Source organism: Actinoplanes sp. CA-051413, assembly GCF_050955795.1.
In the GTDB taxonomy this organism is placed as follows: domain Bacteria; phylum Actinomycetota; class Actinomycetes; order Mycobacteriales; family Micromonosporaceae; genus Actinoplanes.
The window spans coordinates 4,239,245-4,251,449 of record NZ_CP192100.1 but is presented as its reverse complement, the minus strand read 5'-3'; the positions used below and the strand labels follow the sequence as shown (position 1 = coordinate 4,251,449).

The following is a 12,205-nucleotide window of genomic DNA, read 5'->3' as shown; positions in this document are numbered from 1 at the left end:
GCCAGGACATGGTCTCCCGCCCGGCTCGCTCAACCACCGCCCGTAGTGCTCATGTCGAGCCCTGCCGTGCCGAAGGACATTTCACTCGCCCTCGGAGATCGGACCGTCGTGCTCGCCCGTACCCTGCGTTGGCTGATGGCCGCCGCCATCAGTGTCCCCCTGCTGGGGCAGTTCGGTCCGTCGTCGGCAGCTGGCGACGCCGACGCGTACGCGTTCCTCAGCCGGCGTAGCGGCCACGAGCTCGTCGCACGCTGGAATCCCTGCGAGACCATCAACTACCGCGTCAACTTGACCCATGCACCCCAGGGTTCACTGGGCGAGGTCGAGACCTCCGTTGCCCGGGTCGCCCACGCCAGCGGCTTGACGTTTGCCTACGTAGGTACCACCCGGATCGTGCCCGGCCCCGATCCGGGCAACTACCCGGCCGGTACGCACCTCATCATCGCCTGGGCCGTACCGGGTCAGGACCCCACGCCTCTTGCCGCACACGCCGGCCTCGGCGGCGCCACTTACATACCTGGCTTCACGGAGACCGGAGGCAGCGCCCTGATCATCGACAGGGGCATGGTTCTCCTCGACGCCACCCGGTCCTCGACCATGACGCTGCTGCACGAGCTGGGGCACGCCGTGGGCCTGGCCCACCCGCTCATCAACGACCCCCGCGAAATCATGTACGCGCGCCCGACGGCCGACGCCGCCACCTGGGGCGCCGGCGACCTGGCCGGGCTGCACGCCGTCGGCAAGTCCGGCGGATGCCTCCACGCCGACACCGCCTTGACGCCCCGGCCCTGAGCGAATCGTCGGCATCGGTACTGCCGATCTAGCGCGCTGCTTGTCGACGGTTAGCCTGCCGTTGTGGCAAAAGCCGAACTTGAAGAGTTGATCGTCGCGGACGCCGAGGCGCTACGCGTGTGGTTGTTGAGCAACCACGCCACCTCGGCAGGCGTTTGGCTGGCCCTGGGCAGGAAGGGCGGTACCGTCACGACGCTGACCTGGCAGCAGGCGGTTGACGAGGCGTTGTGCGTCGGTTGGATCGACGGGCAGGCCCGCAAGGGCAATCAGGACATCTCGTGGATCCGGTTCACCCCGCGCACTGCCCGCAGTATCTGGTCGCAGCGCAACGTCGCCCATGTGGCTCGCCTGGAGACGCAGGGGCGGATGCTGCCCCTCGGGCGCGCCGCGGTGGAAGCCGCGAAAGCAGACGGGCGATGGGCAGCCGCGTACGCCCCGCCCTCGGAAGCTGAGGTGCCGGCTGACCTCATCGCCGCGATCGCCGCTGACACTGACGCCCAGCGCATGTTCGACGTGCTCACCAAGGCCAACCGGTTCGCTCTCATCCACCGGGTCAACGGTGTCAAACGGGCCGAGACGCGCGAGCGAAAGATCCGCGAGGTCGTAGCGATGCTGGCCCGGCACGAGACGGTCTACCCACAGAAGGCCAAGCCTGCGGACCCGCCGCAGTCCGCACCTTCGTGACCGAAAGTTCAGCGGCGGCCGGCGCGCGACTGTCGGATGGATCGTGTTGGGTGTGTTGAACTGGGTGCGTGCTGATGCGTCCTGCGGAACTGGCGGCGATCCGGGTCGGCGATGTCGATGTGGCGTTCCGTCGGTGGGACCGGCCTCGGCTCAAGGTCGGTACCCGGATGCGTACCGCGGTCGGGCTGGTCGAGGTGACCTCCGTTGACCGCGTACCGGTGACGTCGTTGACCGTCGCGGACGCCCGCCGGGCCGGCGCGGCGTCGCTGGCCGCACTCCGCCTCGGGTTGGACCGCGTGCACCGCGAACGGCCGGTGTATCGGATCGGGCTGCGGTACGCGGGCGTCGACCCGCGGCAGGCGCTGCGGGAGGCGGTACCCGACGCTGCCGAGATCGACGCGATCGTCGCGTGGCTCGACCGGCTCGACCGGGCCTCGCCGACCGGGCCGTGGACCCGGGCAACGCTGCTGCTGATCGACGAACTGCCGGCGACGCGGGCACCTGATCTCGCGCAACGGATGGGGCGAGACACCCCGTCGTTCAAACAGAACGTGCGCAAGCTGAAGGAGCGCGGGCTGACCGAGTCGCTCGACATCGGCTACCGGCTCTCGGCACGCGGCGCCGCCGTCCTGGACTTCGAGGGTCATCCCCGGCCGGCCCAGGGGCGGTCGGTACCGGAGCCGGGCATTCCGCTGCCACACATCGGTGCTCCCGCGACACGTGCGCTCACCGCGCACGGCGTGGTCCGGCTCGAACAGGTCGCCGAACTCAGCGAGCGCGAGGTCCAGGCACTGCACGGCGTCGGGCCCTACGCCCTTGGCCGGCTGCGAACGGCGATGGAGGCGGCGGGGCTGGCCTTCCGCGACGATCCCGGCGCCTCGCCACCGGCCGGCGGCAGCCCAGAGACGTCCTGACGACCGTTCGTACGTCGCCGCCGAAAAAGGGGCACGCGTTGAGGCGACCGCAGGTACGAAGGTCAGATGTGTCCTGCCAGGTTTCATGGCCGGTTCCGGCTCAGGCGCCTCCGCCGGGCCGGGCGGAGGCGCCTCGCGGGCGAGGGTTTCGTCAGTGGATCCGGGCGAGCACCTGTGGATCCGCGTGCCTTCCGTCCATGGCGTCAGTGCCGGCCGGGCGTCCGGGTAGCACCCGGTCCAGCCACCTCGGAAGCCACCAGTTGGCTCGGCCCAGCAGCGTCATGGTCGCCGGTACCAGGACCATCCGCACCACCGTGGCGTCGATGAAGATCGCGGTGGCGAGGCCGAGCCCGAACATCTTGGTCGACGGGTCGTCGGAGATGGCGAAGGACAGGAACACCGCCACCATGATGAGGGCGGCCGAGGTGATCGTCCGGGCGGTGCCCGAGATGCCCTGCACGATCGCCTCGTTGTTGTCGCCGGTTCGCAGGTACTCCTCCCGTACACGGGACAGGAGGAACACCTCGTAGTCCATGGACAGGCCGAACAGGATCGCGAACAGGAACATCGGGATGAACGACACGATCGGTACCGTCGCCTCCAGCCCGATCAGCGCGCCACCCCAGCCCCATTGGAAGACCGCGACCATGACGCCGTAGGCCGCGCCGATGCTCAGCAGGTTCAGCAGCACCGCCTTCAGCGGTACGAGCACCGACCGGAAGGCCAGCATCAGCAGCACGAACGACAGCGCCAGCACGGCGGCTATGAAGATCGGTAGGCGTTGGCTGGTGCGGCGACCGACATCGGACAGGCTGGCCGCGGCACCGCCGATGTGGGCGTTCGACGGGCCCTGCCCGACTGCGGTGGGCAGCACCTCGGCGCGCAGCCGGGCGACGGTATCGGCCGTGGCCCGCTCCTGTGGGCCGGTGGTGGGGAACACCACGAGGGTTGCGATCCCGGTGGCCTGATCGACTCGCGCCGGCGCGACCGAGGCGATGCCCGGGTCGGCGGCGACCGCTGCGGCGACCCGGTCCGCCGATCCTGGATCGCCCGCGAGGTCGACGGCGATGATGAGGGGGCCGTTGGTGCCCGGGCCGAACCCGTCGGCGACGAGGTCGTACGCCCGGCGCTCGGTGCGGCTTTCCGGAAGCGAGCCGTCGTCGGGCAGGCCGACGCGCAGGCCGAGGACGGGCAGCGTCGCGGCCAGGAGCAGCCCGGCCGCGCCGACCGCGTACGGGATCGGATGCCGGTTGACGTGCCCGATCCAGCGCCGCCAGCCAAGCGCGGGCGCGGCGCCCGCCACCGCGACCCGCCGTTGTCCGGGCCGGCCCCGGCCGAACAGCCGACCCAGCGTCCCGACCCGGGCCAGGCGTGGGCCGGCGACGCCGAGGAAGGCCGGCAGCAGCGTCACCGACGCGACCACCATGATCAACACGACGATGGAGACCGCGAGCCCGCCCATTGTCATGAACGGCACGTCCGCGACCGCCATGCCGAGGATCGACACGACGACGGTGCCGCCGGCGAAGACCACGGGTCGCCCGGCCGTGGCCACCGCTCGCCCGGCCGCCTCGTGGGGCTCGAGCCCGAGCTTCAGGAATTCGCGGTGCCGGACGAGCACGAACAGCGCGTAGTCGATGCCTACTCCCAGCCCCACCATGCTGCCGAGTACCGGGGCGAATGTCGGGATCTCGGTCACCCGCGCGAGCACCGTCATCGTGGCGACGCCGACGGTGAGGCCGAAGACCGCCATACCGATCGGCAGCGCGGCGGCGGTGAGCGAGCCGAACGCCAGGAACAGGATCGCGGCCGCGGCCAGGAGACCGATCAGCTCGCCGGTGCCGCCGCCGGTGCCGGAGAAGGCGAAGAACAGGTCCCCGCCCATCTCGATGCGTAGCGGCAGCTCGCCGCGCAGCCGGTCCCCGAGGTCGACGAGAGCGTCGAGGTCGTCGGCTGACAGCCGGCTCTGGTCGGGGTACTGCACGCGGATGACGGCGATCCGTCCGTCGGCCGACACCAGGCCGGCGCTGACGGCGGCGTCCGCGCCCCGGCCGAGCGCCTCTGCCGGGTCGCTGGTGCCGAGCACGTGCGGGAGTTGCCTCGCCTCGGCCTGCAGCCGCGTCAACGCGGCACGCGCCGGGCCGTCGTCGAAGAACGACGCCCCGCTGTCGACGGGAGTGACGACCACCTGGGCGGTCATCCCTTCCTGGCCGGTGCCGGCCCGCTCGATCAACTCCGCGGCCCGTTGGGAGTCCAGTCCGGGAGCGGTCATCGTGTCGGCGGTCCGGCCGCCGAAGGCGGTTGCGGCGAGGACCGCCAGCACGGCGGCGAGCAGCCACGCCGCGATCACCCGCCACGGATGGCGGGCGGCGCTGCCACCCAGTCGGGAGAGGGCTTTCGAGAGCATGGGGGTCCTCCAACCACCTCGTCGGCCGCCTTCGCACGACCGCCGATGACGAGAGTCGTCGCGGCGGCGCTTCCGGGCATCGGCCCGGGAGCCGCGGATCGGCCCGTCCCCGGGCGGAGAGACGCCCCGTTCTTTCGGCCGATGCGCGGCGCCGTGGGCTCCCTAGGCTGAGACCGTGCTGCGAGACGACCTGCGAAGTTTCTGGACCGAACCACGGCCGCCCGATGTCCCGGGCCGGTCGTGGCGGGACTGGGCGCTGCTCGCCGCAGCCCTGGGCAGTGTGATGCTGGAGGCCACGCTGCGGGAGAACGTCGTGTGGCGTCCGGTCGCGGCGGCGTTGGGCGTCTGGCTGGCCGTCCTGCCGCTGTGGCGGCGGACCCGTCCGCTGGCGATGGTCGCGCTGGCGTTCGGCGCGATAATCGTGCTCCAGGTGGCCACGGTGCTGTGGGGCCCGCGGGAACCGGTGGGCCTGAACTCCGGCCTGATTGTGCTCGTGCTGGTGTACGCGTTGCCCCGGTGGGGATCGGGCCGGGAGGTCGTGCTGGGCGGCGTGGTGATCCTCGCGGGCTTCGCGGTCTCGGCTGCGACGGACGACACCCCGGTCGGCGAGGAGATCGCGGGCCTCGTATTCCTGCTCATGCCCGGGGTGATCGGGGCCTCCGTACGGTTCTGGGCGACCGCTCGAGGACGGCAGCTGGAGCGGGTGCGCTCCCATGAGCGGGAGCGGCTCGCCCGGGAGCTGCACGACACGGTGGCCCACCACGTCTCGGCCATGGTGATCCGCGCCCAGGCCGGTCGGGTGGTCGCCGGCGCTGACCCGGCCGCCGCTGTCGAGGCGCTGGAGGGGGTGGAGGAGGAGGGCGCACGCACGCTGGAGGAAATGCGCGCCATGGTCGCGACCCTGCGCGACAGCGGCGCCGGCGCTGAGCTCGCACCGGCGGCCGGTGTCGCCGACCTGAAGCGCCTGCTGCGCGCCCCGGCTGCCCGGCTGCGGGTGGACCTGGGCCTCGACGGCGACCTGGACTCGCTGCCCCCGGCCGTGGACGCGGCGGTCTACCGGATCGTCCAGGAGTCGGTGACCAACGCCATGCGGCATGCGGTGGACGCGACCGAGGTCATGGTCCGGGTCACCGGAGAACCGCAAAGGGTACGGGTGACGGTCCGCGACGACGGCGCGCGAGCCCACCGCGGTCGCGACGGGTACGGTCTTGCCGGGCTGCGGGAGCGCGCTGCCCTGCTCGGCGGGGAGCTGAGCGCCGGGCCGGGTACCGACCGGGGCTGGCATGTCGAGGCGGAGTTGCCGCGGGGAAGGGCGAACAACCGTGTCCATCCGCGTACTGGTCGCTGACGACCAGCCGGTCATCCGTACCGGGCTGCGCATCATGCTGAACGCCCAGCCCGATGTCGAGGTGGTGGGCGAGGCCGCCGACGGGCGGGAGGCGGTCCGGCTGGCCCGGGACCTGCGACCCGACGTCTGCCTTTTCGACATCCGGATGCCCGAGGTCGACGGGCTGCAGGCCACCCGGCTGATCGCCGGTCCGGGCGTCACCGATCCGATGGTCGTGGTCGTGATCACCACCTTCGACCTGGACGAGTACGTCTACGGCGCCCTGCGCGCAGGGGCACGCGGGTTCCTGCTCAAGGACGCGGGGCCCGATCTGCTGGCGCAGGCCGTCCGGTCGGCCGCCGACGGCGAGGCGCTCATCGCGCCGAGCGTCACAGTGCGCCTGCTACGGGCGTTCGCGGAGGTACCGACCGGGCGGCCCGCCGCTCAGCCGATCTCGCCGGTCACCACCCGCGAGGAGGACGTGCTGCTGGCCGTCGCCCAGGGGCTCACCAATGTCGAGATCGCCGATGCCCTGCACATCAGCCTGAGCACGGTGAAGACGCACCTGGCGAGCCTGATGGCCAAGCTCGGCGCCCGCAACCGCGTGGAGATCGCGATGTGGGCCTACGAGACCCGCCGAATCATCCCGGGACCCTGAGCCCGGGTGCCGCCGACAGCGCGTGCTTCGTCCGCCTGGCCCCGCGCCGGACTTGTCGGCCAGGAAGCAGACCCGCTGCACCAACGCGGAGGGGCCGAACCTCAACCGAGGAGCATGTCGGTCTTCTCCTGGTGACCGGTGAAGCCGCCGTACACGCGGTTGGGGCCGGCGACAAGCGGGCGCACGCCGGCGGTGGTCAGCTTGCGGACCGTCGTACCGTCGTCGAAGCCGTTCTGGATGCAGCCGGCGTAGCGCATCGTGACTTCCGCCTTTCCGGTCGCCGACCGCACCAGGAGCACGATGATCTCGTCGCCGAGCGCCACCTCCGGTGCGCAGTCCGCCGGGTTGTCCGGGCCGCCGCCGACCGGTGCCGAGGCGATCTGCCGGATCTCGTCCGCGGCCGCCGCGCCGTCCAGGCGCAGGCTGGACAGCAGACGGGGCGCGGGCAACCGCGCAGAGCTCCCATCCGGTACGGGGAACTTGCAGACCGATATCGAGGTCACGCCCCGCATGTTCGCGATGTCTGCCGGCGGTCTGGGGCGCAGATCAGGCCCTGTGCTGATCCGGTGGGTTGTCGGGCACCCGGCGTGGTCAACCTCGACCCCATGGACGGTGGCGGCGATCCGCTCCCGCCACTCCTTCGGCGCCTGGATGATCACCTCGACACCATCCAGCCGCACAGTCGTGCGGTCGCCCTCTTGGTCGGTGCCGTCGCCTTCTTCCGTACGGTTGAAGCCGACCGTCCAGCCGGTGTTCGCGATCAGGAACCCGCCCGGCGGACCTTTCCGATCATTGCCGCAAGCGATGGCCGGGGTCGGAGCGCCGGGGCGGGAGACCGCGGGCGGATGGTTGCCGGGTTTGATGCACCACGCGTCCAAGCGGAGCGCCTGGTTGTCCCACCCCCAGTCGCCGGGCACGCCGACCTGGACGCCGCCGAACGACTCCCAACGCCAGCCGCCCGGCAGTTCGGGCTGCTCGCCGACCGGTGCGATGGGCACCGGCGTTGACGCCGCCGGAGCAGGATCCGCCGGGCGGGCACACGCGGCCACCAGGCCCACTGCCGTCACCATCGTGCCCAACCTGACCAGGCTGTGCATTGCCCCTCCCTCGGGGTCGAGTTGTCGAACCAAGCGATCAGGCGCGGGCGGAGCATCATCGGTTCCCCTGCAAGTCTCACTGGTCAGGAGCAAAGGGTTGTCAGGGACGGCCAGAATGGGTCGGGTGATCAAAGCCCGGGGCCGCCGCGTCATCGTTCCGCTGGCCTTTGCGGCGCTGCTCGTCGGGTGCGCGCGGCCGGCAGATCCGTCCACCTCCGAGCCACCCGCCTTCCCCGACCCGATGCCTTTCCCGTCCGGGCTGGCGACCCCGTCGGCGACACCGGTGACCTGCCCGCCCGAGGGTGTCCGGTTCCAGGTCGGCGAGGGGGACGCCGCGATGGGGCTCCGGGTGCTCAGCATCACCTTGGTCAACTGCGGCTCGAAGACCTACCGGCTCAAGGGCTACCCGGCGGTGCGGCCGCTCGACGACGATCGGTCAGAGCAGAAAATCCGGATCCTGCACGGCGTCAAAGAAATCCTCGGAACGGCGATCCCGTGGGACAACCCGCCCAGGTCGGTGGTCCTGGAGCCGGGACAGCAGGCCGGCACGGCCGTGGCCTGGCGCAACACGTACGACGACATCCGGGAGCCACCGGTGACGGTGAAGTTCCTCGACATCGCCCCGCTGGCCGGGCGCCCGTCCCAGATCATCGAACCGGGCGACGGACTCGACCTCGGCAGCACCGGCCGGATGGGGATCAGCGCCTGGAGCGTCCTTCCGGACAGTGCCGCCACGGCGAACCCGAACGGCCGGCCTGTCCCCGGCGCCTCCGTCTCGGAACCGGTGGAGACCGGCGGCCCATTACTGTAGAAGAATGTCCTGATGGATCAGCCAGCTGACGCTGCGGAGGCTTGGCGGGAGCTTGTCCATGGCCGGCCGGCCTGGTGGTCGGACGATCCGGTCCTCCTGGCCGCCTCCGAACACCCGGCGCTGCGGACCCTCTTCTGCTTTCCCACCCACGGAACGCTGAGGTTCTTCCGGTCCGCTTGGCGGTTCCCGGACGCTCCCGCTGACGATCTGCCGATGATCGTCCTGGCCGGCCCGCCCTACAAGATTTACACCGCCAGCTACGGACAGGTCATCGGTGAGGCCGCGACAGCACACGAAGTCGTCGAGCTTCTCGTCGCGAGCCTGCCCGACTGACCGTCGTCAGGCGGTCGGGGCGCGGCGCTCGACATCGGCAGGGCCCGGCCGTCAGCTGAACCAAACGACGGCCGAGGCCACTGTCACCGCGGCGGCGAGCACCGAGCCCAGCCGTTCGACGAGGCGAGCGGTGCCGGTCAGGTCCTGCGACCAGAACCGGTCCTCGGCCAGGATCGCCTGCAGCGGCCCGATCGAGCGGCCGAACCCGAAGGCTGCGCCGACCAGCACCACCTGGGTGAAGGACGTCGACAGACCCAGCATCATCGCGATCAGGATGTACGGCGAGGCCGAGGTCACGAAGGTGCGCGTGCCGGAACCGAACTCCAGCCCGAAGCGGAGGAAGCCGCGGGCGTGGCTGCGGAAGAACACCTCCTGCGGGATGAGCTCCCGGCGCTGGGGCAGGTTGACCTTCCTGACCGACAGGTCATAGACGGTGAGGGCGATCGCGGCCACCGCGACGATCAGCGCCGAGCCGGGCGACGGCGTCCACGGCAGCAACGCGGCCAGCAGACCGACCGCCACCCCGGACAGGGCGCCACCGGACATCAGCCCCACCAGGAACACCGCCCAGAGCGGTACCGCACTTCTCCGGCCCCCACCTGAGGCCCGCAGCGCCCAAGCGCTGTTCAAGCCTCAAACGGAGCCGGACAGTGACACCCCCGCGGCGGCGGCCACGGTGGAGATCGCCCAGGGCAGGTTGCCGTTGACGAGAAGCGCTGACGTCAGCCCGCCCAGCAGCACGATGGCGGTGAGCGGTGCGGTGAGGAGCCGCCGCAGAGCCACCTGCGGCCGGTACGGCCCGACGGACATCTACACCGACCACGGGCAGATGGTCTTCACTGTGCCCGTCGAGTTCGTGTAGCGGTAGCCGTCCGAGCAGCGGTACGTCTTCCCGTCGCTGAACCGCCAGCGCCACGAGTCGTACGTGCCGTTCCAGCACTGGTCCGGCCGCTGGCTGTACTCGACCGGCCGTACCTCGCCGGTCCGGTGCCACCCTTTCCGGTTGCCTCCGCTGTTCGCGGCGGTCCAGCAGCACGCCGTGCACACCAGGGACGGCCCGCACTTGATCCCGTTCTCCGTGTGGCTGCTGGCGTAGTTGCCGGCGCCGCACGGGCCGGTCGACGTGCTGGTCCAGTCCTGGAAGTACGCCGCCTTGGCCACCGCGGAGTTCACCACTTCGAGGGTGCTGAACGCCGCTCCGGTCACCACCGCGACACCGGTACGGAGAACAGCCCGGCGGCTCGCGGCCGGGGTGCGCAGACGCGCCTTGGCGACGTTCTCATCGGTCACCGGAATGTCGGCATAGGACATGGTCATGTTCGGGCTCCTTCCCGTCCGGCCGCGTTCGCGACCGCGGGTTGCTGGGTCAGCCAATGCTTGATGTCGAAAGAGCCGACGACCATCGCCGAGTCGACGATGGTGCCGTCCGGCCCGAGCCGGACCAGGTAGGGCGTGGCCGGGATGCGCATGATCTGGAACAGAGCATGTGCGGAGGTCCGGTGCACCCACCCGGACGGCACCTCGAGCGGCCCGAAGGTCGGCTCCCGGACCGCCACGGCAACGCGGAAATCGGCCGGATCCGCCGCGACGATGCCGTCGACGGCGGTCTGGCAGGTGGCGCAGGAGGTGGAGGCGAACAACACCAGCACCTCGCCGGACCCGCCGGCGAGCTCGCCGAGGTGCTGGTCCAGGGGCAGTCGCAGGCCGCGGACCGGTTCGACGACCGGCTCCGCGGTCACCGTGCCGCGCGCGCTGAGCTGCTCGACCCGGCGCAGCAGCCCCGCGGTGGCCAGGGCGAGCAGAACTATGGCGATCCAGGCGAGCACCAGGGCAGCCGTCGTGGTGGTCATGCTGATCCGATCAGGTCGTCGGGACGGGGCTCGATTGCTTCCAGCCGGCGAGCGGAGGCGAGGATCACCAGCAGGATCGCGAAGGTGACACCGGCCGCAGCGGCCAGCAGGCCACGGGCATCGGCGTGCAGGGCCACGGCGCCGGTATCCAGCGCCGCGACACCGGCCGCCGACGCGCCGGACAACAACCCCAGACAGATCGCGCGGGCGATCGCCGAACGGCCGACCGGGACCTCAGCGGGACCGCATCCACAAGGGACGCCCGCGTTCCCCGCTTGCACCACCCGGGCCAGATAACCGGCGAAGGCCAGGTAGAGGGCGGCCTGCACGAGCAGGAACGCGATGAGGCCCGTGCTGTTCGAGGTCGCGACGGCTGCGAAGGTCCCGGCTGCGACGAGCACTTCCAGCATCGGAAGGCCGGCGCCGATCACCTGGCCCGCTCGCGGCCCGGCCACGCCGTGCGCCCGCAGTCGCGAGCGGAAGGTGGCGTTGGCGGCCAGGTGCTGGATGCCCGCGGCCAGCAGGATCAGACTGGTGCTCAGGATCGAGACCAGGACGAAGAGTTCCACGCCGGTCAGCGCGGGGCCGGGCGTACGGTCACACTCGAGCCGAGTGCGGCCACCTCGTCGAGATCCCGCCCGGATGGGCTGAGGATGTAGACGACGTGGTCCGCGGCGCTCAGCACCAGGTATTCCTGCTGGTCGGCACTGCCCTGCCGGGACAGATAGCCGCCGTCGACCGCCACCCCGGAGCGGGCCGGCTTGACACTTTTGAAGGCCGGCCGGATGTCCAGCAGACTGGACTGGCCGGACTGCAACGTCACCCCGAGCACGATGTTGGCCTGGCGGTCGGGTGACCAGGTGGCCCGGGTCGGAAGTACGGTCAGGCCGGCGCTCGTCGCGGTGATCTGCAGATCGCCCAGCCAACCGGCGAGCTTCTCCAGTGACATGGTGACCGGCACCGAGCCGAGCAGCACCCGCTCGCCCACCTTGATCCCGAAACAGATCCCGCCACCCGTGGCGGCGTCGATTCGTGCGATCGCCACCGGCCACCCGGTGGCGAGGGTGATCTCGCCGTCCGGAACCGCCGATCCGGCCTCGAAGAATTCCGGCAGCATGGCCGCGCTGGAGTCGTTCAGCTCGACCTCGATATCGCCGAATTTGAGGACCGCGAAGCTGGAGCAGACTCCGGCCCCGGCCGTCACCTTCGGAAAGGAAACCTCCACGTCAGCCAGGTCCGGCTTCAGGAAGGCATAACGCTTCGTAATCGCTGCCATCTTAACTCCCCGGTCGTTAAGGCGCGATGTCACTAGCCGGTAGGGACGCTATCCCC

General features: G+C 70.9%; 15 protein-coding genes. 7 read left to right on the top strand and 8 right to left on the bottom strand.

Annotated features, from left to right (window positions below):
* Positions 1–66 precede the first annotated feature (66 nt).
* The 3 genes from ACQP2Y_RS19785 (at position 67) to ACQP2Y_RS19775 (ending at position 2,390) form a co-directional block, all read left to right on the top strand.
* A complete protein-coding gene (locus ACQP2Y_RS19785; protein WP_433730331.1) occupies positions 67–792 on the top strand; it encodes a M66 family metalloprotease in 726 nt (241 codons plus the stop codon).
* Positions 793–855: 63 nt separating this feature from the next.
* A complete protein-coding gene (locus ACQP2Y_RS19780) occupies positions 856–1,476 on the top strand; it encodes a YdeI/OmpD-associated family protein (protein WP_433730329.1) in 621 nt (206 codons plus the stop codon).
* Positions 1,477–1,550: 74 nt separating this feature from the next.
* A complete protein-coding gene (locus ACQP2Y_RS19775; RefSeq protein WP_433730327.1) occupies positions 1,551–2,390 on the top strand; it encodes a hypothetical protein in 840 nt (279 codons plus the stop codon).
* Positions 2,391–2,541: 151 nt separating this feature from the next.
* On the opposite strand, the gene ACQP2Y_RS19770 is transcribed toward ACQP2Y_RS19775, so the two are convergent.
* Positions 2,542–4,797, bottom strand: a complete 2,256-nt coding sequence (locus ACQP2Y_RS19770; RefSeq protein ID WP_433730325.1) for an MMPL family transporter — start codon at positions 4,795–4,797, stop codon at positions 2,542–2,544.
* 175 nt (positions 4,798–4,972) lie between these two features.
* On the opposite strand from ACQP2Y_RS19770, the gene ACQP2Y_RS19765 reads away from it, so the two are divergent.
* On the top strand, positions 4,973–6,145 hold the full coding sequence (locus tag ACQP2Y_RS19765) for a sensor histidine kinase (protein ID WP_433730323.1): 1,173 nt from the start codon (positions 4,973–4,975) through the stop codon (positions 6,143–6,145).
* Positions 6,120–6,782, top strand: a complete 663-nt coding sequence (locus tag ACQP2Y_RS19760; RefSeq protein ID WP_433730321.1) for a response regulator — start codon at positions 6,120–6,122, stop codon at positions 6,780–6,782. The genes ACQP2Y_RS19765 and ACQP2Y_RS19760 overlap by 26 nt, the downstream gene beginning before the upstream one ends.
* Positions 6,783–6,883: 101 nt before the next feature.
* Here ACQP2Y_RS19760 and ACQP2Y_RS19755 read toward each other — a convergent pair whose 3' ends face one another.
* Complete coding sequence (locus ACQP2Y_RS19755; RefSeq protein WP_433730319.1) at positions 6,884–7,879, bottom strand: hypothetical protein; 996 nt, start codon at positions 7,877–7,879, stop codon at positions 6,884–6,886.
* Positions 7,880–8,003: 124 nt separating this feature from the next.
* On the opposite strand from ACQP2Y_RS19755, the gene ACQP2Y_RS19750 reads away from it, so the two are divergent.
* Positions 8,004–8,690, top strand: a complete 687-nt coding sequence (locus tag ACQP2Y_RS19750; RefSeq protein WP_433730317.1) for a DUF4232 domain-containing protein — start codon at positions 8,004–8,006, stop codon at positions 8,688–8,690.
* A 12-nt stretch (positions 8,691–8,702) separates the two neighbouring features.
* On the top strand, positions 8,703–9,023 hold the full coding sequence (locus tag ACQP2Y_RS19745) for a DUF6193 family natural product biosynthesis protein (RefSeq protein WP_433730315.1): 321 nt from the start codon (positions 8,703–8,705) through the stop codon (positions 9,021–9,023).
* Positions 9,024–9,074: 51 nt separating this feature from the next.
* On the opposite strand, the gene ACQP2Y_RS19740 is transcribed toward ACQP2Y_RS19745, so the two are convergent.
* The 6 genes from ACQP2Y_RS19740 to ACQP2Y_RS19715 form a co-directional block, all read right to left on the bottom strand.
* The gene (locus tag ACQP2Y_RS19740) at positions 9,075–9,578 is read right to left on the bottom strand and encodes a hypothetical protein (RefSeq protein ID WP_433730313.1); all 504 of its coding nucleotides are present in this window, start codon (positions 9,576–9,578) and stop codon (positions 9,075–9,077) included.
* Between the two features lie 78 nt (positions 9,579–9,656).
* The gene (locus ACQP2Y_RS19735) at positions 9,657–9,833 is read right to left on the bottom strand and encodes a hypothetical protein (RefSeq protein WP_433730311.1); all 177 of its coding nucleotides are present in this window, start codon (positions 9,831–9,833) and stop codon (positions 9,657–9,659) included.
* Positions 9,834–10,340, bottom strand: coding sequence for a hypothetical protein (locus tag ACQP2Y_RS19730; RefSeq protein WP_433730309.1), 507 nt, complete (start codon positions 10,338–10,340; stop codon positions 9,834–9,836).
* On the bottom strand, positions 10,337–10,873 hold the full coding sequence (locus tag ACQP2Y_RS19725; RefSeq protein WP_433730307.1) for a hypothetical protein: 537 nt from the start codon (positions 10,871–10,873) through the stop codon (positions 10,337–10,339). The genes ACQP2Y_RS19730 and ACQP2Y_RS19725 overlap by 4 nt, the downstream gene beginning before the upstream one ends.
* Entirely contained in the window at positions 10,870–11,442 is a 573-nt protein-coding gene (locus ACQP2Y_RS19720; protein ID WP_433730305.1) for a MauE/DoxX family redox-associated membrane protein, read from the bottom strand. The genes ACQP2Y_RS19725 and ACQP2Y_RS19720 overlap by 4 nt, the downstream gene beginning before the upstream one ends.
* 5 nt (positions 11,443–11,447) lie before the next feature.
* Positions 11,448–12,149, bottom strand: a complete 702-nt coding sequence (locus ACQP2Y_RS19715) for a hypothetical protein (RefSeq protein WP_433730303.1) — start codon at positions 12,147–12,149, stop codon at positions 11,448–11,450.
* Between the last annotated feature and the right edge of the window lie 56 nt (positions 12,150–12,205).